The following is a 21,384-nucleotide window of genomic DNA, read 5'->3' as shown; positions in this document are numbered from 1 at the left end:
TCCTCTTTTGTGCTTGAATAAGCATACTGACTTATTATATCACATTTTTGGCAAAAGAAAAGCCCTAACTCCTGAGTTAGAGCCAATTCCCTACCATCTGAACTGTAAATCATTTGTGACAGGAAGCCAAAATCTATTGAGTTGGCTTACTACTATACTATTTCATTCTCAGCCTACTTCGGCTTTACCTTCCTATTATCAATCTGTAACAGCACCAGCATAGCATAAACTAACCATGTCGACCGTGGATAGGAAATATATTTCGCTTCCCAGTCCGGTCTAAACTTTTCTTTATATTTCCTTAAGCCACTAAAGGAATAAAAGCGACTCGTAAACTGATAAATGAGGTACCCCACTTTTTCTTGCCAAAATGAATGGTCACGAGTTCCTACATTCGACAAAGGGGCCATACCAATATCAAAATAATCTTTACCCTCTTCTTTGAAATAGAGTGCTATCTTGATAAACAAGTATTCCATTACCCCATTTGGAGCTGTATCGCTATCATAGCGCATCAGATCAATCGTTCCAACCTTTTCTTGAAAGGACGGCATAATAGTAGCAAATGCAAGGACTTTATCATCCTTTCCTCTTACCAAAGCAATCGGCGCTAACTGTAAGTAGTCTCTATCAAAAAATCCTAGTGAGAAACCTTTTTCTTGGCGATTACCAAGCCATTGATTGGAAATATACTCCAGACGGTCCAATGTTTCTTCCGAATATGGAGGATAAATCACGTCAAAATGGTAGCCATGATTTTCCAATTTATTCAAGCTAGTCCTGAATTTTTTACCCGATTTTCCCTCTGTACCAAATTCAGCCAAAGGGATTGTCGCACTTTCTCCAAACTTCAAAAAATCATATCCATGATCATGCAAAAGCAAGGTTGTCTCTTGTTTTATTTCATAGAAAATAACATCTACATTCTGCTCTTCAGCCTCTCTGAGAAAATATTCTATAGCTTGTGGAAAGTGGTTTTTATCCCCAATAGGTTCCCCCATGACGACACATTTCCCATCTAATTGAGCAAACTGAAAAGCAACTTTATCTTGTCCCTCTACCTGATACCAAAATAATCTCTTGTCTCGCAGAAAGGCCAGACCACTATCTGAATCTCCGCCGTAAGTCTTTAAAAATTTCGTAAATCGCTCCACTTCAAAGGCTTGACCAAATACAACTGGTCTCCCCCTGAAACATCTAAGAATCAGACGAATGATTAAATAAACCAATAGAACACATAAAAAGGTAACTCCCAATAATTGCAGTGTATGATCTAGTGGATTAAGATGATGAATCGGATAGATTTTCCAGAAAGAATGACCTCCCAGTATCAAAAAGATTAGAAACGAAAAGCTAGCAAAACTAATATCTACTGTTAAATCTTCCCACGTATAACTAAAGTACAATCGCGTTAATCGCTTCCGAAGGGCGATAAGGATAAGTAACAGTAAACAAAGAAATAAGGAAGTCTCAACTAAAATATCCAAGGAATTGACATAAATCAGACTTATCGCGATGAGCAAGATACCAAATGAAAGAGCGGAATGAATTCTCCTTTGAATAAACCGAGCGAGGATAATGAATAGCAAACCTAGAATAATACTTGGCAATTGCCAGATTAGTTTGCCCCTCATCGGATCAATCGCGTTGAGCCAGATGAGAACAGTCGTCTTTTCTGGAATAAGTGCTGACAATATGAAGAAAACACCAAAAGCACGGAAAGACCAAATCTCAGCGATATGCACAATATTAGACGCTATCTTCTCTGGAAGTCCAAAGAAGCGTTGGTTGAGACGATGACCCATCTGTTTGGAAAAAATAAAAATACCAATCAGAAACGGCAGAATATAATAGACCAGTCGGAACAGCAACAACCAGACAACTGCGTCTGTAGAATGCAAACCAGCACTGGCAAGACCAGAAATCAACACTAAATCAAAGCTTCCGATTCCACCCGGAATCATTGAAATCATTCCCACACAGTGAGCAATGATAAAAATCGGAAAGAGATCAACAATTGGTACGGAATAACCAGCCAACCGACCGACAAACAGAAATGAAAGAAAGAAGGCAGACCACTCCAAAAAAGAAATGAAAATGAGTTGCCCTGCAGTTCTTTTAGGTAATTGACCAAAAAACGCCCATTTCTTTTGACTGGAAATCAATAAAATAACCGGTAAGTAAGCCACAATCGCTACTAAAATTGGCCAATAACGAGAAGCTGAACTAGGGTTTGGCCAAAAATACAGTAACATCAAGGAAAGACCTGACAACAGAGACAAACCTGTCATAAAATAGGGAGTAACTTTGCTGATTTGCTGAACCCCATCCAACTCTTTTCCGTCTTCAATATAGAACGAATACCGCAAGCCTACATCCACAATCCCTAAAAAACCTACTAGGTTGTTCATGGTGTTAATTGCCCAACTGGTTTCAGCAATATATCGTTTTGAATGCTGACTATTGATTGTCCGATTGAAGATAAAGTCATAGCCTACCATGGGAAGAATAGCTAAGAGTCCAATAATAACCATCAGAAAAATATGAAACCAACTAATCTGACTAAGACTAGAAATCACACTAGACCATGAAATGGTGCGTACCAATCTCCTCAATTCAACAAATACTAGTAGCGAAACTGCAATGAAGAATATTGACTTCATTTTTGTAGCATTTCGCTGTAAGAATAGACTAACCTTTTTCACCTTTTTTCCTCACGCTTTCTACAAATTGAATGATGATGTGATTAAACTCTTGGATTTTACGTCTTGCTGGATTATGACCCGTTCTCCTGATAATTTTTATCTCAGCCAATGGCAAATTCTTTACTATTTCTTGGCTATGAGAAAGCTTAATCAGGTCCCACTGCCCCAAAAGAATTAAACACGGACAAGAAATCTGAGCAAGAGCACTAAAAGAAAGAACATCCTGCAAAAGTAGTTGAGCAACACGCGCTCTGCGCTCTAAAGACGGAATTAAGTGAGCCAACAGCGAATACATTTTTTCCTCCAGCCAAACCCCAATTTGCGTTAGAAAAGAAAGACCGTCAAAAGAAATATTCCCACCATTTGCAACTATCCCTTTGATACGATCTGGGTAAAGATAACTGTACAGCAGGGCCAGGTTGGCGCCATCACTATGACCAACAATGATACAAGAATCAATCTTTAAGTACTGAAGAAGATCTTCTAAATCTTCTGCCATCTGACGGAAAGAAATAGGCTTTCGACCTTGAGTAGACTGCCCCTGTTCCCTACTGTCAATGAGCAGCAATTGATAATGTTCTGCCAACTCCAATTGATTCAAAAAATAATCCATCGACAGATTGTTACCATGTAAAAAAACGATGGGAAACCCCGAACCACATAGTCTATAGTGTATCCTAGCACCATCAGATGTTGTAAAGGAACTGTCCATTGTACCCTCCCTCTTTTGATTTTATATAGTACAAAGTATTGTTTTAGATACTTTTTTCTTATTTTATAAAGATTTCCCCCATTTGTCAATTTTGCTTATCTGATACCATCTATTTCCTAATAAGGAACAAAAAAAATTGAATCCTCTTCATATAGAATTCAATTCCTTTTATACTATCTATTCTATTTAATCCAAATTATCCAAAATCGTTTCAAAAACCATTAAAAAGGATTCCTGCTTTTCCTTCGGCAATTGTTTTAGCTTCATTGTCAATCGTCGGATACTCAATTTTGTATCTGGCTCAGTTTTACCCTCCAGGCTAGAGAAATTAAAAAACTCCTCTGGGGTCATCCCTAAAGCCTCAATCACTTTTTCCAAAGTCTGCAATCTGAGATTATAATTTTTATTTTCAATATTATTGACATACTTGAGTCCCAAACCAGCTTTCTCAGACAATTTTTCTTGGCTCAATCCTTGTTGGGTCCTGTGATATTTGACTTTTTTAGCAACGTATTTTTGGAGATAATTTGTTTCTGTCATAGTACCTATATCATACTGTTTTTTATGATACAGAGTAACCTCTTGAATGATACTTAGTATTGTTTTCGATACCATTCCATGCTATAATAGAGAGTAAATCGAGCTAATACATATTGACTTAGATTGTAAACTTTCGCCAGTCACTCAGTGACTACAACTTATTGATTTGGAGGACTCTATGAACGGACATCATATTTTAAACGACCCTTTTTTGAATAAAGGAACCGCATTTTCTCTTGAAGAACGTAAGGAGCTTGGACTAGTCGGGCTATTACCTCCTCATGTACAAACTATTGAAGAACAAGCTGCACAGGCTTATGCACACTACCAACGAAAAGATTCTAATATCGAGAAAAGACATTTCTTGATGGAAATTTTCAATACCAATCGAACACTTTTCTACTACCTTTTCAACCAACACATTGTAGAATTCAATCCAGTGGTTTATGACCCTGTCATTGCTGAGTCCATCGAACAATACAGTGATCTCTTTGTAGACCCTCAATATGCAGCCTTTTTGTCTGTTGAACATCCTGAGGATATTCGAGATAGTTTAAAAAATGCTGCAGGAGACCGTAAAGTCCGTCTGATTGTTGTCACTGACGCAGAAGGAATTCTAGGTATTGGCGATTGGGGCACACAAGGGGTTGACATTGCCATCGGCAAATTGATGATTTATACTGCTGCTGCAGGAATCGATCCTACTAGTGTTCTTCCAGTTGTCATTGATGCTGGTACCAATCGCCCTGAGCTTTTGGAACAGCCATTCTATCTTGGCAATCGACATGAGCGCATTCGTGGAGAGGCCTACTATAGCTTTATTGATCAATTTGTTGAAACTGCTTTGGAGCTCTTCCCTGACCTCTACCTGCATTGGGAAGATTTCGGTCGCGGTAATGCAGCAAATATCTTAAATAAATACAAAGACAAAATCCCTACATTTAACGACGATATTCAAGGTACAGGAATTATTACCTTAGCAGGTATCTACGGAGCACTTGATATTTCTGGTGAATCATTAACTGATCAACGTTACCTCTGCTTTGGTGGAGGTACTGCCGGTGCTGGCATTGCCCACCGTGTCCTCCTTGAAATGATCAACGAAGGTTTATCAGAAGAAGAGGCCTACGACCGTTTCTATATGGTTGATAAACAAGGTCTGTTATTCGATGACATGGATGATTTGACTCCGGAGCAACGACCATTTGCTCGCAAACGCTCTGAATTTGAAAATAGTGAGGAACTCACAAACCTCACTGCCGTCGTCAAGACTGTCAAACCAACTATCTTAGTAGGTACTTCAACACAACCAAATACCTTTACTCAAGAAATTGTTGAGGACATGTGTAAGTTTACCGAGCATCCTATTATTTTCCCTCTCAGCAATCCGACTAAGCTGGCCGAGGCAACTGCTGAGGACTTAATTAAGTGGTCAGACGGAAAGGCCTTTGTGGCAACCGGTATCCCGTCAAATGACATCAACTACAATGGAGTCACCTATCAAATTGGTCAAGCCAATAACGCCTTAATCTATCCAGGTCTTGGTCTTGGCGTCATGGCTTCTAAGGCAAAACTATTGACCGACCAAATGATTGGCGCTGCAGCACGCTCACTCAGTGGTTTGGTGGATAATGGCAAGCCCGGAGCTCCAGTGCTTCCTCCTGTTTCTCGCTTGACTGAATTCTCTATCAACGTGGCAAACGCTGTTGCCAAAAAAGCTCAAGAACAAGGTTTAGCGCAAGTCGAAGGAGATATGGAAGAAGCTGTACAAAATCTTAAATGGTATCCAAAATATTAAGCCAGAGGGTAAAAATGGTACAGATTCTCACTTCAATTGAAAATATTTTCCCTATTATCTTTATCATAGCCCTTGGCTTCTATCTCAATGAAAAGGAGTGGTTCGGTAAGGAATTTGGAGCAAATATTTCTCGTCTCGTCATGAACGTAGCACTTCCGGCATCTATCTTTATCTCTGTTTTAAAATATCTGACCTTGGATAAGCTGATAGAAGTAGCCCCAGGTCTACTCTTCACATTTGGCGGAGTTATTCTAGCCTATCTGGCTGGATACCTTGTCATCAAGATTTTTAAGGTTCCTGCAGGACGACGGGGAGTCCTGCTCAATATGTTTGCCAATGCCAATACCATATTTATCGGACTTCCTTTGAATATCGCCCTCTTTGGCGACAACTCGATTTCCTATTTCTTAGTGTATTATATTACCAATACCATTTCTACTTGGGCATTTGGTGCCTTATTAATCGCACAAGATGCTAAAAATCCCGAGGATAAACAAAAAGGAAACTTCAATTGGAGAAAGTTACTGCCTGCTCCTCTTGTTGGCTTTCTCATCTCCTTGTTCTTTTTGTTCTTTAAGATTCCTGTCCCTACCTTTGTAGACAGTACTCTCAGCTATATTGGTAATATTGTAACCCCACTTTCTCTTATTTATATCGGTATCGTCCTATCGAAAGCAGGTCTATCCTCTATTCGCTTCGATAGAGACACAGTACTAGCGCTCATAGGACGTTTCCTCCTATCCCCTATTTTAATGTATCTCATTTTAGCCTTGTGGGGAAGTCAGTTGCCTCGTATTGAATACAATACTTTCATGGTACAGGCTGCAGTTCCTGGACTGGCTGTCTTACCCATTTTGGCCAATGAAGGTAAAGGTGACGTACAGTATGCGACAAATGTAGTCACAACTTCCACCATCCTCTTTGTAGTCGTCATTCCAATTGTAGTTAGCCTGCTAGGATAGGATATTGACGATAAGCAGCGATTTACTTCCGTTTTATATAGAAAGAGTTTGTACACTTTACCAGTACAAACTCTTTTTATACTACTTATCGTCTACCTAAGAAAATGAAACCCCAACCTAGGCTGGGGTTTACCATTACCATCTAAACTGGTAAATCGTTTGTGATAGGAAATCCTGTCCTTTTTCCAATAAAATCGAACCAAACCCGTCTTGGTTGCAAGCATTTGGCAAAGCCTGACATTCCAGACTGAATGCCCCGTGAAAAGTAGCCAATTCCTCCACAGGATAATTGTAGGTATAAATGACGACAGAAGGTTGATTGGTGCGGACACTGAGTTCGACTTTCCCATCTGGACTGACCACGCGCACAGGCACATCTACCTCATCCAATAGCCACGGATGGTCATACCCCTTGACCAAAACATTCTGGACAAAATCACTATCAAATCCTTGAGCAAATTTTGCTCCCTCTCTAAAATCAAACGGCGTCCCTGTCACATCTTCTAAGACACCCGTGGGCAGGTTATCCTCCCCAAGCGGAGCATAGTGATTGGCAGCAATTTTAATACGGTGCTCGGCAACTGACCGTTGAAAATCACCAGTCAAGTTGAAATAGATATGGTTGGTCGGATTGAAAATCGTATCCCGCTCCGAAACAGCCCGGTACTCAACCATGAGCTCATTGGCATCTGTCAGACGATAAATTGCCTTGACCATCACATCGCCTGGAAAACCATTAAAACCATCCTTTAAGGTAATACCAAAGGTAACTTGATTATTCTCCTGATCTACACTTGTCTCCCAGTATTGCTCATTTGCCGTGTCAACTCCACCATGCAAGGTACGACCTGGCTCATTTTCTGTGAACTGATATCTGGTTCCCTTTATCTCAGCCTGAGCACCTGAAATACGCCCCGCTACTGGGACAATGCTTGAACCAGGATACAAATCTGTTCGTCTATACTCCTCATCTGTTGAAGCAGAAAGGCTAACATTCCGAAACTCTCCATCTTCCTCAACAGGAAGAAGAACTTCAACGATACGAGCTCCAAAATTTGTCAAACCAACCTTCATACCATTAGCATTCGAAAGGAAGAAATGAAGGGCTTCCCCTTTTCCAAACTGACTTTGTTCAATCATACGAACTCCTATTTTTTATTGATTTAATATATGAATAGTATATCATTAATAGACCATAATGAAAAGGAATCTACAAGAATTCCTTTTTCATTTTATACTAATTATTCTAGCGCTCTGCTTGGCGTTCTGCAAACTCCTCATCGGTCATCATCGAGCCACCAAAGTTGGCCGAAGAAGCAAAACGTGTATAACGACGCAGCCAACCACTTGCTATTTTAGGCTTGAATGATTTTAAGTGACGACGACGTTCAGCAAGTACTTCATCATCCACAAGAACAGCTATCGTACGATTGATCAAATCAATCGCAATCTCATCTCCATCCTCAATCAAAGCAATATTTCCACCAGCAGCTGCCTCTGGAGAGACGTGACCAATCGCAATCCCTCTAGTTGCACCAGAGAAACGACCATCCGTTATAAGTGCAACATCTTTCCCCAAACCTCGACCGACAATTTTTGAAGTAGGAGCTAACATTTCTGGCATTCCAGGTCCGCCTTGTGGCCCCTCGTAACGAATCACGACAACATGACCTTTCTGAACTGTACCATTATCAATTGCCTCAAGCGCTTCATCTTGAGAGTCAAAGCAAAGAGCCTCACCTTTAAATGTTTTTACAGAAGGATCTACCCCACCTACCTTAATAACGGAACCATCTTGGGCAATATTCCCATAAAGAATGGATAAGCCACCAACTGGTGAGTATGGATGATCTAATGGATGAATAACCTCTTCATTCTTAATCTCACAACCTGAAACATTCTCTTTCAAAGTTCTACCTGTTACAGTTATGCGATCCCCTTTGATAGAACCATTCTTAATCAATTGATTGATAATCGCTGAAACCCCTCCCGCCTCATGTACATCATGCATAGTGTAAGCTGATGACGGAGATAATTTAGAAAGATAAGGTGTTTTTTCAGCGATTTCATTAATATCTTTCAAATCATAGGAAATCCCAGCTTCTCTGGCAATGGCTAGCGTGTGTAATACTGTATTCGTTGACCCTCCCATTGCCATATCCAAAGCAAACGCATCATCTATTGCTTCTTTCGTTACAATGTCTCTAGGTTTAATATTCTTTTTAACATTTTCCATTAAATATTTGGCCGCTTGACGAACAAGTTCTCGTCGTTCATCCGACACTGCAAGAATTGTACCATTCCCTGGCAATGCAAGTCCCAATACCTCCATCAAACAATTCATTGAATTGGCTGTAAACATTCCCGAACAAGAACCGCAAGTTGGACAAGCATTTTTTTCTAGAAATTCAAACTCCTGTTCTGACATTTCCCCAGCTTGGTAGCTACCAACTGCCTCAAATAGACTAGAAAGGCTGGCATGATGCCCTGTCATATCGACACCACCCTTCATAGGTCCTCCAGAACAGAACACTGCTGGAACATTGGTTCGCATAGCTGCTAAAATCATTCCAGGAGTGATCTTATCGCAGTTTGGGATATAAAAAACTCCATCAAACCAATGCGCATTGATGACTGTTTCAGCCGCATCTGCTATCAATTCCCTTGAAGGTAAACTGTATCTCATTCCAATGTGTCCCATGGCAATACCGTCATCAACCCCAATGGTGTTAAACTCAAACGGAATCCCACCAGCTTCCCTTATCGCTTCTTTTGCCACATCCGCCAACTCTCTCAAATGAACATGTCCAGGTACAATGTCGATGTAGGAATTGCAAATCGCAATAAAGGGTTTTTGAAAATCCTTTGCAGACTTCACTTGTCCTGTCGCGTATAATAAGCCACGCGCTGGAGCCTTGTCAATCCCGATTTTTATCATATCACTTCTCATTGGATTCTCCTTGTATTTAAAATGATTCCTCACATTACATGTTACCACTTTAAAAGTGAATGTCAATAAATTTTCAGAAAATTTGGTCATTTTTGTTTTTGATCTTTATGTGAATGGATTCATTCACTGGCATTTTATTATTCCTCTCCATAGACTAAAAATGGTAGGAAGGAGTTTCACAACATGATAGGATAGAGCAATGTAACAAGAAATATGACAAATGATACTCCATACAAAAAGAGACCGGGTTTCCCCAGTCTCAGGATACTTAAAGCCTATCAACTATAGAACATTTTATAATTAACGAAAATCAAATCCGTCTGTAACAATCGGCTGAGTTAGCCTCGCTCTCTTATTTCTAAGCTCGGGCTGAAAAACTCCACTGGAGTTTTTCACTCATCTTCATCACTTGTTAATAGACTATTGACATGAACTAGGTTGCTTGTCCCAAATTCTACATAATCCACAGCTTCTCCCAGCAGGACGCCGTTCAAGAATCCGATAACCATTGGCATGTTCATCCCTGCATAAAGGTCAAACTGCCCACCTTCAATCAATTTTCGTGATACGACATTGGCTGGTGTACCGCCTAACAAATCTGCGAAGACAACGAAGTCATCTAGATTAGCAATTGTTTCTTCAAATTTTTTCTGGAAGTCTTCTGGACCTTCTTCTGGTAAAAGAGCTACTGTATAGATGTCCTCTTGAGGCCCCATAATCATCTCAGTAGATTTCTTCAACTCTTCACAGAAGATACCATGACTTACTAATACTAAACTTCTAGTCATTATGCCATACCAAATACGAAGTGACCGATTGCAGAAAGTCCAACTGCAAGTGCGATGATAATCAAGATAGCTTTAGTAGAAGTCATGCCACGACGACCAAGAAGCCAGAAGACAAATCCTGTAAAGACAGCTGGAACAAGGCGAGGGAAGATTGTGTTGAGCAAGTCTTGAATGTCAATCACTTTCTCACCTACATGTGGAGCCCAAGTCACTTCAAAGTTAATCATAGTTGCAATCAAGGCACCCATCATGAAGACACCCATTACAGACGCAGCATCTACAAGAGCTGTCAACTTATCACGCATAGTTGTGATGAGTTTAGTCCCCTCTTTGTAGGCAACTTCCAACTGTTTCCAGCGGAAAATATCATATGCAACAGCCACGGCTACCCAAAGGAAAATACCTACCGGAGAACCTTCCTTACCCATAGTCGCTGCCACAGTACCCATAATCGCTGGAACAAGAGAACCAAAGATAGAGTCACCGATTGGGGCAAATGGACCCATCAAACCAGTCTTAATACCGTTAACCGCGTCTTTAGAAGCTACACCGTCGCTTTCTTCCAAAGCCAAGTCAATACCTGTGATGATGGTATGGAAGAATGGTGAAGTATTGAAGAACTGGGTATGTAGTTTCATCATTTCCTTCAACTCAGGAGTACCATCTCCATACATTTTACGCAATTGTGGCAAAATCATGTAGAGGTAACCAGACGCTTGCATCCGCTCGTAGTTCCAACCAAGTTGGAAAGTGAATAAACTACGTTTGTTGATTTGATTAAAATCTTCTTTTGTTAATTTGTAATTAGATTTCGTCATCTTCAATTTCCCCACTTTCTGAATTTGATGGAGCAACCACAGTTACTTTTTGGCTATTTTTGAAGTGAAGCACTGAAAGGAATGCACCCACAATAGCGATACCGATCATTGACAAGCCTTTGAAGTTGTTAACAAAAGCTACGCCTGCATCTTCAGGAAGAGTGCCAACGATACCAGCAACTGCACCACCCAAAGCTGATACGTTACCGTAAAGAACAGTCAACATAGCTGTAAGGGCGAAACCTACCGCCAAGTAGTGAAGGTTACGTTTCAATGGAAGGTAGTGGAGCAAGATTGCAAATCCAAGACCTGGAAGCATACGAGCTGCAAGCGTCAAACCATTGGCAATCCATTGGTATTGTTCAATAGTTTTAACCATTGCATCTACAAACCCACCACCAAAAGCAAGAGCAAGGAAAACTGGAAGTGCACGAGAAAGTGCCCAAGGAATTGCACCAAGCAAGTAGTTGCGTTCGATACCAGCGTAGTCAAAGCGTTCAATCGCAGCATCTACACGGTGTGCAAAGAAAGTAGTTGAGAAACGACCAGCAATATCTGTATAAACAAGAAGTGCTGCTACTGGAACCGCGATAGTAGATACCGCAAGTTCAGGGTCAATACCTTGTGATACAGAGAAGGCAGTTGCCAATACCGCACCAGAGGTTGCGTCGATACGAGATGCACCACCGAAAGTACCTACACCAAGTACCATGAGCTGCAAGCTAGCACCGATTGCCAAACCTGTTGCCATGTCGCCCATGATTAAACCAGAGATGAACCCTGCAAAAACTGGTGATCCAGCTGACGATACGATGGTCAGCTCATCACAAATCTGGTAAGCAGAGTAGAGCGTTAGAAGTAATATTTGCCACCATTGCATAATAGTGATCCTCCTTTAAAATTTTTCAAAAAATCCAAAGTTTATCTAACTTTAGCCAACAAAGGCATAAAGTCTTTTGGTGTATCCCCTGGCACCATTTGAGCAAATAATTTCACTCCCTTGGCTGCCAAGGCATCAAAATCAGCAATATCTTTATCTACAACATTTATAGAACGAGTCACAGAGCGAGTTTCTGGTGATTGTGACATATTTCCTACGTTTAATTCAGGAATGTCGACACCATATTCTACCAAGCGAAGGAAGTTTTCTGGACGACGAGCAACAATCAAGAGACGTTGCGCATCATATTTGCCTTCCTTGATGTTATTGGCTGCTTTTTCGATTGGCAAAATAGATAATTTTACCCCCGGTGGGCAAGCCAATTTCAAACCTTGTTTCTCAATGTCGTTTTGAGCAACCGCATCGTCAATAACCATGATACGACTAATATTTAATTTAGTAGTCCAAAGGTTAGCAACCTGACCGTGAATCAAACGACCATCAATACGCGTAGCAATAATTGCCATACAGTGTTCTCCTTTTCTTCATAAATCTTTCTGTTAGATGTTCTCTGCAGAACACCTACACCTCTTTATAAACGGGTTCCTGTGAAAAACTAATCTTCTCTCTATATTTTCCTTCCGTCTCGAAGACGACGATTTCATTTTCTCCTTTCTTTAAGTATCCTTTTGGAATATAGAGATAGAGGATTGGTCCTTTTTCCCAGAAACGTCCGATATTTACATTATTAACGAAAACAACTCCCTTACCAAAACCTGTCATGTCTAAGTAAGTATCCGCAAGTTCATCTAGTTCAAACTGATAACGATAGAAAGCAGCTTGACCTTCCTCCCAGCCCTTACTAAAATCCAAGTCCTCAACTGACTCAAGATGCAAAGGATAGGTTTCCCAATGACCAATAAAATGTAAATCAGCCATCGCACCTCGACCAAGCCCTTTAGACTGGGTAGGAGCAGTTAGTTTGTGCCCATAATTGACACGTCCCATATTTTCTACCAAAATATCTAATGTTAGCTTGTCATCTTTAAAATCCAATTCAACATCGTCACCAATCTCTGTCTGATACTGAGTTGCAACGAATTTTCCATCTGCATAAATTTGGATACGGTCACGCGCATCAACCACTCGGAAACGTTCCGCTTCTGTCTTATCCCGCTCCAACTCTGTTCTATATAAAATATAACCTGTTGACTGATCAAGTTCTTCCATATTCTTAGGATAAAACCCTTTTACGCAATCGCTTACATTTTCTAGAGTAGCAAATAAACTCACCTTATCATGAAGCAACACATCTGAAAAAGCTTTTGCCTCTTTTACAAGCGGTTCTGCATACTCTAATTCAGGATAGACTTCTTTCAAACGTTGTTGCAAAATATAAAACTTCTTAGTAGGATTTCCAGCTTCATCCAATATAGCATCATAATCATAAGAAGTTACCTGAGGCAAATCAATTTGACCACGAGCAGAGCAACCATTCATGAAACCAAAATTTGTTCCACCATGGAACATGTACAGATTCAAGGAGCCTAATTCGATACATTCCATAGCCGAATCAACCATTTCCTCCGGCTCTCTACGAATAATTTCATCGCCCCAACGATTGAACCAACCATCCCAAAATTCCATACACATGAGTGGCCAATTCTTCTGATGTTCATTAAAGAATGCCGTCATATTTGCAAAATTCTCTCTAGCTTTAGAACCAAAGTTTCCTGTTACAAATACATCGTCCTCTATCAGTGTTCCTGCACGTAATGTTGCTCGCCAAGAACCGTCCGAGGTAAACAAGGGAGCAGTTAGACCATGTTTACGCATCAAGCTAGCCACCGATCTTAGATACTCCTTCTCCTCACCATAAGAGCCATACTCATTTTCCACTTGGAACATAAGTACATTTCCACCCTGTGCGAGTTGGAGCTTGGCCAATTTAGGAATAAGAGAAGCGTAATATTCATCTAAGTGCTGCAAGTACACCGAATCACTCGAACGTACTCTAAGCTCTTCCTTCATCAACCAAGCAGGGAGGCCACCCCATTCCCACTCCGCACAAATATAAGGGGAAGGACGTACAATTGCATAAAGCCCTAATTCTTGAGCCAATTTCAAAAATCGCTCAATATCCAATATACCCTCGTAACAAAACTCACCCTTTCGAGGTTCATGCATATTCCAAGGGACATAGGTTTCAACCGTATTAAAACCAAGGGCCTTTAAGTTATACAAAGAATGGTACCAATCATCAGGATGGACACGAAAATAATGAATCGCGCCTGATAAAATCTTAAAGGGTTCACCGTCTAAATAAAATTGGTCTCCAATATAAAATTCTTTCATTTCTTCCTCCGATGCAACCGCTTACCTTTCTATTAATATACTAACACTTATTTGTGGTTATGTCCAGTACTTTTTAAAAAATTTTTACTTTTTTTTTGCAAACACATCTATTTCATCAGTCAGAAAGGGATTACATCTATTTTTTTATGGATTTCAGCTATTTTTTTTGATTTCCATCAATTAATTTAGTATAATGAGTTACGGAAAGGAAGGAAATAAGTATGAAAGTACCTAAGTACCAGCTTGTACAAAATGACTTACGTCAGCAAATCATTTCTGGTAAATTTGAAAATGGCGACAAATTTTACACAGAATCTGAATTAACAAAACTATTTAACGTTAGCTCTATCACCGTTATTCGTGCAGTAAACGAACTAGTTAAAGACGGCTACCTCGTTCGGCAACAAGGTAAAGGGACCTTTGTATCCCGTTCACGCAAAGGACGGCTTGTAGAATTTTCTGATATTGAGATTTTTCCGATGGATAAGGATAAGGTTACTGTTCTCTCGTGCGAAAAAGGCAATAAACCCGATATCCTTGAAAAACTAAATCTTGACAAGAATGAGTTTTACTATAAAATTGTACGCGTCCGCGCAGCAGAAGACACTCCATACATCTTCCACAATTCATATATCCCTCAACGATATATCCAGAATCCCGATGCTCCACTCGAGCACTATCAATCAATCTATCAACGCTTCAAACTGGACTACAATATCCACATGTCCGAGGAACCATTTGTAGAAACGAATGAAATTGTCAGCCCATGTCCAAAAGAGGTTGCCAGCCATTTGAAATTAAAAGCGACTGAACCAGCTGTACTACAAAACAAAACAACTACTAACAGTACTAGCGGTGAAGTGATGGAATATACTGAAACTTACAAACACTGGAAGTATTACAAATTTGAAATTACAGCCAATCATCGCTAAAAAAACGCAGACTAACGTCCGCGTTTTTTTCATACCCAATAACAATCAACAGTAGCCTAGGAAACGAAACCGAAGATAGAACTGGATTTCATCAAGGCTCTTGACAACGAATAATTTTGATTTTCGAAGAGTATTAATTCTAATATCCCCGTTGATGGCTAATCTTGTAACGAAACTGGTCTGCTCTAGCAATACTAAACGTAAACTCGATAATTCTATTTTTATCATTATACGTTTTTCTTACCAAATGAAGCACTGGACTATTGCTTGGAATTCCGAGTATCTTAGCTTCATTATCCAAAGCAATACTTGCATAGAACTCTTCTTCTGCTAGTCGAATTGTCTGACCATAATCCTCAAGAAAGATTTCATAGAGTGGTTTTTCCCTCATCCTGATGGCTGTTAAGGCAGGAAATAGCGAGGCAGGAACATATGTCCTTTCCAACATCATCGGAACCTCATCTGCAAGTCTCAAACGTTCAACTTCAAACACTTCCTCACCCTGACTAAGTTGTAAATGCTGCACAATATAGTCTGACGCCTTAACCAATTTAAAGGATAAAATAGATGTCCTCGGTACTTTCCCAATTTTTTTCATTTGCTCAGTAAAACTATAGGCCTGAGACAAATCAACTGCAGTATCTGAAATCTCAGATACATAGGTTCCCTTACCATGCTTCTTATAGACTAAGCCACGTTTTTCCAATTCTTGCAAAGCCAAACGAACTGTAATACGACTGACACCATAAACCTGTGTCAACTCACGCTCTGAAAATAACTTGTCATTCGGAGCCATCCTCTCACGAATTGCAACTTCCAATTTATCAACCAACTGCAAATAGAGAGGTTTTTCAACAGTTTGACTAACCATAGACTCCTCCTTTCTAACCCACATAAGCTTACAAATCTATTTTACACCAAATTTCATATATTAACAATATCTAAGGTGATGAAATACCAACTCTTCAAGCTAAAGCAAGGTCACCTCATCTGGCAAAGTAATGGTCTCTTTTCCCTGCTTGTCCATTACCAAGATTGTTGAGGGATAAAAAGGATCAAAACGACTACTTAGATCTACAGCCAGTACATTTTTATAACCTTCCTGCGAAAAGACCAGCGTAATCTTACCACGACGATTTTTGATAGAAAAACGGATTACATTTTTCAAAGGAATAACCCCTTTTAAGTAGTGATCAATAACATACCAGAAACTATCAATCACTTCCCCAGGAAGCGAGGTCACAACTCCAAAACTTGCATAGCGCCCATTTGTTTGTTCAAAGGCCATAAGCCCCTCCTTTACAATAAGAAAAAAGCCTGTAAAACAGGATTTTCTTTTCTAACTTTATCTACTTCTCAGTTCTAAATAGCGTTTGTACCAGATATTAACGTAGGCTGGAGAGAATGGTCCGCGCTGGTTATTAATCCAATCAACCAGTATCTTGACATTTTCCTTCAAAATAAAATCAATATCATCCGAATACTTCATCGCCTTACGATGACGCTTATATTCATCCACATCCAGCAATCTCTTTTCACCATCAGCAAAGACCTTAACATCTAGGTCATAATCAATGTATTTGAGTGCCTCATTGTCGAGAACATATGGACTAGCAAGGTTACAATAATAGGAAACTCCGTTTTCACGAATCATTGCTATGATATTGAACCAGTATTTTTTATGAAAATAAACGATTGCAGGTTCTCTTGTTACCCAACGCCTACCATCATTTTCAGTCACTAAGGTATGATTATTGACTCCAATAATAGCATTTTCCGTTGTTTTTAATACCATGGTGTCACGCCAAGTGCGATGAATTTCACCGTCATGCTTATAACTTTGAATTGTAATAAAGTCGCCTTCCTTTGGTAATTTCACTTTGTTACCAACTTTCTACAATTACAATTTATCTTGACTATTATATCATATTTTTCTAACCTAGGCTAAATTTTTTCACAGATAATCACGAAGGACAGCCTGAATCCGATCAAAGTCATAACCCTTTCGTGCCAAAGCCTGTATCAACCTTTGCTTCAATTCGTAGCCTTCATATTTACGACTATATTTTCTATACTGCTTATCCAGTTCCTTGGCAATTAAGGCATCTTCATTTTCCTCATCAGCCACAAGTTCCAACTGACCCAGGCTTTGTTTGGCAAGCTCATAGGAAAATCCCTTTGTTATCAAGCCCTGAACCAGCTTATCCTGTAAGGCTCGAAGGGGCAATTTAGCTTGGTACTTTCGACATAATTTTTCTACAACCCTTATTGCCAGGTCTGAAAAATCAATCCCAGCCAGTCCATCTTCAATTATTGATTTCGAAATTCCCTTCATCATCAATTTTTGACGAATCATAGCTGGTCCCTTATCTCCATTTAGAGCATTCTGACGAACATAGCTATCAACATAATTCCCATCGTCCAGCCATTTTTCCTCTTCTAATACCGTCACAATCTTGACAATATTGTTTTCTTCAATTTCATATTTTTTTAGATAATCACTAACTTCTTTTTGGGTACGTTGCTTGAAGGAAAGGTAATAAAGTGCTAGATTTTTCCCATAAGAAAACTGAGCAAAATCGCGAAGCTCACGAAACTCCTGCTCCGTGATTTCCTTTCCCTTACTAAGCATGAAGCGAACAATTGTGTCTTCCGTAATATACAAACTATCCTGACCATCCACTTCAAGTAAATAAAGATGTTTCTTCTTTTCAATTTTTGTAATTCTCATTCTTTCATTATACAGGATTTTTCGGTAAAATAATAATATGAATCTACAAGTAAACCAACGAATCCCCTTAAAAATCAAACGAATGGGCATCAACGGAGAAGGCATCGGATTTTATCAAAAAACGCTAGTCTTTGTCCCTGGTGCCCTTAAGGGGGAAGAAATTTTTTGTCAAATTACCTCAGTCAAACGAAATTTCGTTGAAGCAAAATTGTTAAAAATCAACAAGGAATCAAAATTCCGAGTCAAGCCTGCCTGTGACATCTATCAAGCCTGTGGTGGTTGTCAAATCATGCATCTCCGCTATGATAAACAATTAGACTTCAAACAAGATCTCTTGCAGCAGGCCCTAAAAAAGTTCAAACCAGCTGGCTACGAAAACTACACTATTTATCCAACAATCGGTATGGATAAGCCTAGCCACTATCGTGCCAAATTACAGTTCCAGACTCGATCTTTCAAAGATCAAGTCAAAGCCGGTCTCTATGCAGAAAATTCCCATCGCTTGATTGGAATTACGAATTGTTACGTCCAAGATGCCGAAACACAAGAGATTATCAACGGAATCGCAAAACTACTCACCAAGCACCATATTCCTATTTACAATGAGCGCAAGCAACATGGAATCCGCACGGTTATGGTCCGCAAGGCTCGAAAAACAGGTCAAGTTCAAGTGATCTTTGTCACCTCTTGTCAGGTTAATCTTATTAAATTAATTGATGAACTCACCAGTCAATTTCCAAGTATAATCACTATTGCTCTAAACTGGAATAGGCAGAAAACGAGTGATATTTATGGTGAAAAAACAGAAATTTTATGGGGAGAACAAGCTATCGATGAAGCTGTTTTAGATTACGAATTCTCACTATCTCCACGGGCATTTTACCAATTAAATCCCCAACAAACAGAAATTCTCTATGGCGAGGCCGTCAAGGCTTTGGATATTTCAGGAGATGAAGACTTGATTGATGCCTACTGTGGCGTGGGCACAATCGGCTTCGCCTTTGCTAAAAAGGTCAAATCTGTTCGAGGTATGGACATTATTCCAGAAGCCATCGAGGATGCTAAAGCAAACGCTAAGCGAATGGGACTATCCAATACCCACTATGAGGCAGGTAAAGCAGAAGAAATCATTCCAAAGTGGTACCAAGAAGGCTACAGGGCCGATGCCTTGGTAGTTGATCCTCCACGAACTGGACTCGACGAAAAGCTCCTCAAAACCATTTTGGATTACAAACCAGCTAAAATGGTTTATGTATCCTGCAACGTCTCCACTCTTGCAAGGGACCTTGTTGAGCTAAGCAAAGCCTACAAGGTAGAATACATTCAATCTGTCGACATGTTTCCCCACACAGCACGGACAGAGGCGGTTGTTAAACTAAGCAAAAAATAAAAGGCCTATAAGACTATGACGGGTAAACCCACTATGGTCATATAGAGCCTTTTTGAGTGTAGAAAAAAGTCCCCTACGACCTACACTGATACTCATTTAAAATCAAAAATAGCCACCTACCACTCAAAGTAGATATGGAGCGTTTTGATTTTGTTATTTTTTGAGAAGAAAACAGCTACTTGAAATCCACAATCCTCAACTCAAACTCATAAATTAAGGTTTCACATGTTATAAGTAAATTAGACTTGCTATTTTTGATTTTTATTGAGTATGAAAAACAACAAAACTCACAATTTCCAACGCCAAATCAGAAACAACTAACAATCTCATCAAAGTCATTAAAAGAAATGCCTTTGGTTTCAGGAAGATAAAAACTAGAAAAACGGATTTTGATGCTTTGAACAGTGAAAAGCTGAGGAGAGCTCTTTTCAGCTCATCTCCTAAAAACAAAAAAGAGAGAACGAATTTCGTCCTCTCTAGGTGTTAGCTTTTCATCTACCCACTACAGTTGACAAAGAGCCAAAAAAAGAACATTGCTGCTCTCTTACAATAATCGGGAAGACAGGATTCGAACCTGCGACACCTTGGTCCCAAACCAAGTACTCTACCAAGCTGAGCTACTTCCCGATACTATTAAAAATAAAGCTCCCCTAACGTCTCCATTAAGCGAGTGATGCACCCTAGAGGAGTCGAACCTCTAACCGCCTGATTCGTAGTCAGGTACTCTATCCAGTTGAGCTAAGGGTGCTAACTATTATAATCTTCATGCCGAGGACCGGAATCGAACCGGTACGATGTTGCCATCGCAGGATTTTAAGTCCTGTGCGTCTGCCAGTTCCGCCACCCCGGCCTCTCAAAGCGAACGACGGGATTCGAACCCGCGACCCCCACCTTGGCAAGGTGGTGTTCTACCACTGAACTACGTTCGCAATCTTTCCTAATGCCGGCTACATGACTTGAACACGCGACCCTCTGATTACAAATCAGATGCTCTACCAACTGAGCTAAGCCGGCTAAATTATATTTCTCCTATGCGGGTTAAGGGACTTGAACCCCCACGCCCGAAAGCGCCAGATCCTAAATCTGGTGCGTCTGCCAATTCCGCCAAACCCGCATATGACTCGTGCTGGGCTCGAACCAGCGACCCATTGATTAAAAGTCAATTGCTCTACCAACTGAGCTAACGAGTCGAAAATATGAAGCAAACTCCGTTTGCTCTATCTCCAACTTCAAATAGTCTCCCAGACTATTTGAACGGTCCCGACGGGAATCGAACCCGCGATCTTCGCCGTGACAGGGCGACGTGATAACCGCTACACTACGGGACCTATGGGAGTTAACGGGATCGAACCGCTGACCCTCTGCTTGTAAGGCAGATGCTCTCCCAGCTGAGCTAAACTCCCAAATTGCTAAGCGACTACCGTATCTAACAGGGGGCAACCCCCAACTACTTCAGGCGTTCTAGGGCTTAACTGCTGTGTTCGGCATGGGTACAGGTGTATCTCCTAGGCTATCGTCACTTAACTACTGAGTCTTGTCAACTCAAAATTGAATATCTATATTCTAACAAGAAACCGTTCGCTTGTCAATATTGACTCGTGAGTAATTGTACTCAGGCTAAATTCTTAGTGAAAAAGATAAACTTCCTAGAGTCTATTGACTCTGCGTCAGTTTCCTATTTTCATACAGAATTTGTAACGCCTTCGTTACTTATTCTTGGATAAGTCCTCGAGCGATTAGTATTGGTCAGCTACATGTGTCGCCACACTTCCACTTCCAACCTATCTACCTGATCATCTCTCAGGGCTCTTACTAACATAAAG

General features: G+C 40.2%; 18 protein-coding genes, 9 tRNA genes, 2 rRNA genes and 1 pseudogene. 5 read left to right on the top strand and 25 right to left on the bottom strand.

All coding sequences use genetic code 11. From position 1 onward, the window contains the following. Positions 1–173: 173 nt before the first annotated feature. The 3 genes from mprF to SST111_RS08865 all read right to left on the bottom strand — a co-directional run bounded on the left by mprF (position 174) and on the right by SST111_RS08865 (position 3,957). Positions 174–2,663, bottom strand: a complete 2,490-nt coding sequence (gene mprF, locus SST111_RS08875) for a bifunctional lysylphosphatidylglycerol flippase/synthetase MprF (protein WP_257211854.1) — start codon at positions 2,661–2,663, stop codon at positions 174–176. Between the two features lie 28 nt (positions 2,664–2,691). Further along, complete coding sequence (locus SST111_RS08870; protein ID WP_099810759.1) at positions 2,692–3,417, bottom strand: alpha/beta fold hydrolase; 726 nt, start codon at positions 3,415–3,417, stop codon at positions 2,692–2,694. 186 nt (positions 3,418–3,603) lie between these two features. Next, positions 3,604–3,957 carry a helix-turn-helix domain-containing protein gene (locus tag SST111_RS08865; RefSeq protein WP_099810757.1) on the bottom strand — a complete coding sequence of 118 codons (354 nt, stop codon included), beginning with the start codon at positions 3,955–3,957 and terminating at the stop codon, positions 3,604–3,606. Positions 3,958–4,135: 178 nt separating this feature from the next. On the opposite strand from SST111_RS08865, the gene SST111_RS08860 reads away from it, so the two are divergent. Next, positions 4,136–5,755: a malolactic enzyme gene (locus tag SST111_RS08860; protein WP_099810754.1), complete on the top strand. Its 1,620-nt coding sequence runs from the start codon at positions 4,136–4,138 to the stop codon at positions 5,753–5,755. Positions 5,756–5,769: 14 nt separating this feature from the next. Beyond that, entirely contained in the window at positions 5,770–6,717 is a 948-nt protein-coding gene (locus SST111_RS08855; RefSeq protein ID WP_099810820.1) for an AEC family transporter, read from the top strand. 135 nt (positions 6,718–6,852) lie between these two features. Here SST111_RS08855 and SST111_RS08850 read toward each other — a convergent pair whose 3' ends face one another. The 7 genes from SST111_RS08850 to SST111_RS08820 all read right to left on the bottom strand — a co-directional run bounded on the left by SST111_RS08850 (position 6,853) and on the right by SST111_RS08820 (position 14,508). Continuing rightward, positions 6,853–7,857 (bottom strand): aldose epimerase family protein, encoded by a 1,005-nt coding sequence (locus SST111_RS08850; protein ID WP_099810751.1) that lies wholly within the window; start codon positions 7,855–7,857, stop codon positions 6,853–6,855. A gap of 106 nt (positions 7,858–7,963) precedes the next feature. Then, entirely contained in the window at positions 7,964–9,667 is a 1,704-nt protein-coding gene (ilvD, locus tag SST111_RS08845; RefSeq protein WP_099810748.1) for a dihydroxy-acid dehydratase, read from the bottom strand. A 392-nt stretch (positions 9,668–10,059) separates the two neighbouring features. Then, positions 10,060–10,455, bottom strand: coding sequence for a PTS sugar transporter subunit IIA (locus SST111_RS08840; RefSeq protein WP_024379605.1), 396 nt, complete (start codon positions 10,453–10,455; stop codon positions 10,060–10,062). Next, positions 10,455–11,273, bottom strand: a complete 819-nt coding sequence (locus tag SST111_RS08835; RefSeq protein WP_004195637.1) for a PTS system mannose/fructose/sorbose family transporter subunit IID — start codon at positions 11,271–11,273, stop codon at positions 10,455–10,457. The genes SST111_RS08840 and SST111_RS08835 overlap by 1 nt, the downstream gene beginning before the upstream one ends. Then, positions 11,260–12,156, bottom strand: coding sequence for a PTS mannose/fructose/sorbose/N-acetylgalactosamine transporter subunit IIC (locus tag SST111_RS08830; RefSeq protein WP_024375914.1), 897 nt, complete (start codon positions 12,154–12,156; stop codon positions 11,260–11,262). The genes SST111_RS08835 and SST111_RS08830 overlap by 14 nt, the downstream gene beginning before the upstream one ends. Before the next feature lie 38 nt (positions 12,157–12,194). Next, on the bottom strand, positions 12,195–12,680 hold the full coding sequence (locus SST111_RS08825) for a PTS system mannose/fructose/N-acetylgalactosamine-transporter subunit IIB (protein WP_099810745.1): 486 nt from the start codon (positions 12,678–12,680) through the stop codon (positions 12,195–12,197). 55 nt (positions 12,681–12,735) lie between these two features. Next, the gene (locus tag SST111_RS08820) at positions 12,736–14,508 is read right to left on the bottom strand and encodes a glycoside hydrolase family 35 protein (protein ID WP_099810742.1); all 1,773 of its coding nucleotides are present in this window, start codon (positions 14,506–14,508) and stop codon (positions 12,736–12,738) included. A 221-nt stretch (positions 14,509–14,729) separates the two neighbouring features. Here SST111_RS08820 and SST111_RS08815 point away from each other — a divergent pair, with 221 nt between their 5' ends. Continuing rightward, a complete protein-coding gene (locus tag SST111_RS08815; RefSeq protein WP_024375912.1) occupies positions 14,730–15,440 on the top strand; it encodes a GntR family transcriptional regulator in 711 nt (236 codons plus the stop codon). A gap of 139 nt (positions 15,441–15,579) precedes the next feature. Here the strand turns inward: SST111_RS08815 and SST111_RS08810 are convergent, their stop codons facing one another. From SST111_RS08810 to recX, 4 genes are all read right to left on the bottom strand, one after another. Then, positions 15,580–16,311 (bottom strand): GntR family transcriptional regulator, encoded by a 732-nt coding sequence (locus SST111_RS08810; protein ID WP_024377996.1) that lies wholly within the window; start codon positions 16,309–16,311, stop codon positions 15,580–15,582. A 99-nt stretch (positions 16,312–16,410) separates the two neighbouring features. Then, the gene (locus SST111_RS08805; protein WP_002942715.1) at positions 16,411–16,728 is read right to left on the bottom strand and encodes a DUF960 domain-containing protein; all 318 of its coding nucleotides are present in this window, start codon (positions 16,726–16,728) and stop codon (positions 16,411–16,413) included. A 57-nt stretch (positions 16,729–16,785) separates the two neighbouring features. Beyond that, a complete protein-coding gene (gene ntdP / locus SST111_RS08800) occupies positions 16,786–17,319 on the bottom strand; it encodes a nucleoside tri-diphosphate phosphatase (RefSeq protein ID WP_024375910.1) in 534 nt (177 codons plus the stop codon). 75 nt (positions 17,320–17,394) lie between these two features. Beyond that, positions 17,395–18,171, bottom strand: coding sequence for a recombination regulator RecX (gene recX, locus SST111_RS08795; protein WP_099810740.1), 777 nt, complete (start codon positions 18,169–18,171; stop codon positions 17,395–17,397). Positions 18,172–18,208: 37 nt separating this feature from the next. On the opposite strand from recX, the gene rlmD reads away from it, so the two are divergent. After that, the gene (gene rlmD / locus SST111_RS08790; RefSeq protein WP_099810737.1) at positions 18,209–19,561 is read left to right on the top strand and encodes a 23S rRNA (uracil(1939)-C(5))-methyltransferase RlmD; all 1,353 of its coding nucleotides are present in this window, start codon (positions 18,209–18,211) and stop codon (positions 19,559–19,561) included. Positions 19,562–19,844: 283 nt separating this feature from the next. Continuing rightward, positions 19,845–20,048, top strand: a pseudogene (locus tag SST111_RS12455) (transposase); the annotation flags it as partial. 66 nt (positions 20,049–20,114) lie between these two features. Here the strand turns inward: SST111_RS12455 and SST111_RS08780 are convergent. From SST111_RS08780 to SST111_RS08730, 11 genes are all read right to left on the bottom strand, one after another. Next, a tRNA-Pro gene (locus tag SST111_RS08780) sits at positions 20,115–20,188 on the bottom strand. A 47-nt stretch (positions 20,189–20,235) separates the two neighbouring features. Further along, positions 20,236–20,309: transfer RNA gene (locus SST111_RS08775), tRNA-Arg, on the bottom strand. A gap of 18 nt (positions 20,310–20,327) precedes the next feature. Further along, positions 20,328–20,411: transfer RNA gene (locus SST111_RS08770), tRNA-Leu, on the bottom strand. Positions 20,412–20,418: 7 nt separating this feature from the next. Further along, positions 20,419–20,490 (bottom strand) — tRNA-Gly (locus tag SST111_RS08765). A gap of 12 nt (positions 20,491–20,502) precedes the next feature. Beyond that, positions 20,503–20,575 (bottom strand) — tRNA-Thr (locus SST111_RS08760). A gap of 18 nt (positions 20,576–20,593) precedes the next feature. After that, positions 20,594–20,675, bottom strand: a tRNA-Leu gene (locus tag SST111_RS08755). Between the two features lie 3 nt (positions 20,676–20,678). Then, positions 20,679–20,751: transfer RNA gene (locus SST111_RS08750), tRNA-Lys, on the bottom strand. 65 nt (positions 20,752–20,816) lie between these two features. After that, positions 20,817–20,889 (bottom strand) — tRNA-Asp (locus SST111_RS08745). A 2-nt stretch (positions 20,890–20,891) separates the two neighbouring features. Next, positions 20,892–20,964, bottom strand: a tRNA-Val gene (locus tag SST111_RS08740). A gap of 5 nt (positions 20,965–20,969) precedes the next feature. Then, a 5S ribosomal RNA gene (gene rrf, locus SST111_RS08735) occupies positions 20,970–21,085 on the bottom strand. Positions 21,086–21,277: 192 nt separating this feature from the next. After that, positions 21,278–21,384, bottom strand: a 23S ribosomal RNA gene (locus tag SST111_RS08730); the annotation flags it as partial.

Source organism: Streptococcus suis YS161 (genome assembly GCF_002760245.1).
In the GTDB taxonomy this organism is placed as follows: Bacteria; Bacillota; Bacilli; order Lactobacillales; family Streptococcaceae; genus Streptococcus; species Streptococcus suis_I.
The sequence above is the reverse complement of the archived record's forward strand: the minus strand, read 5'-3'. Positions and strand labels throughout refer to the sequence as shown.

Bases quoted from the DNA above. Each gene is read 5' to 3' on its own strand.
- SST111_RS08840 (WP_024379605.1), bottom strand. From the start codon at position 10,455: ATGACTAGAAGTTTAGTATTAGTAAGTCATGGTATCTTCTGTGAAGAG.
- SST111_RS08810 (WP_024377996.1), bottom strand. From the start codon at position 16,311: ATGGTTAGTCAAACTGTTGAAAAACCTCTCTATTTGCAGTTGGTTGAT.
- SST111_RS08865 (WP_099810757.1), bottom strand. From the start codon at position 3,957: ATGACAGAAACAAATTATCTCCAAAAATACGTTGCTAAAAAAGTCAAA.
- SST111_RS08850 (WP_099810751.1), bottom strand. From the start codon at position 7,857: ATGATTGAACAAAGTCAGTTTGGAAAAGGGGAAGCCCTTCATTTCTTC.
- SST111_RS08825 (WP_099810745.1), bottom strand. From the start codon at position 12,680: ATGGCAATTATTGCTACGCGTATTGATGGTCGTTTGATTCACGGTCAG.
- SST111_RS08820 (WP_099810742.1), bottom strand. From the start codon at position 14,508: ATGAAAGAATTTTATATTGGAGACCAATTTTATTTAGACGGTGAACCC.
- SST111_RS08835 (WP_004195637.1), bottom strand. From the start codon at position 11,273: ATGACGAAATCTAATTACAAATTAACAAAAGAAGATTTTAATCAAATC.
- SST111_RS08815 (WP_024375912.1), top strand. From the start codon at position 14,730: ATGAAAGTACCTAAGTACCAGCTTGTACAAAATGACTTACGTCAGCAA.
- ilvD (WP_099810748.1), bottom strand. From the start codon at position 9,667: ATGAGAAGTGATATGATAAAAATCGGGATTGACAAGGCTCCAGCGCGT.
- recX (WP_099810740.1), bottom strand. From the start codon at position 18,171: ATGAGAATTACAAAAATTGAAAAGAAGAAACATCTTTATTTACTTGAA.
- mprF (WP_257211854.1), bottom strand. From the start codon at position 2,663: ATGAAGTCAATATTCTTCATTGCAGTTTCGCTACTAGTATTTGTTGAA.
- SST111_RS08805 (WP_002942715.1), bottom strand. From the start codon at position 16,728: ATGGCCTTTGAACAAACAAATGGGCGCTATGCAAGTTTTGGAGTTGTG.
- SST111_RS08860 (WP_099810754.1), top strand. From the start codon at position 4,136: ATGAACGGACATCATATTTTAAACGACCCTTTTTTGAATAAAGGAACC.
- rlmD (WP_099810737.1), top strand. From the start codon at position 18,209: ATGAATCTACAAGTAAACCAACGAATCCCCTTAAAAATCAAACGAATG.
- SST111_RS08870 (WP_099810759.1), bottom strand. From the start codon at position 3,417: ATGGACAGTTCCTTTACAACATCTGATGGTGCTAGGATACACTATAGA.
- SST111_RS08855 (WP_099810820.1), top strand. From the start codon at position 5,770: ATGGTACAGATTCTCACTTCAATTGAAAATATTTTCCCTATTATCTTT.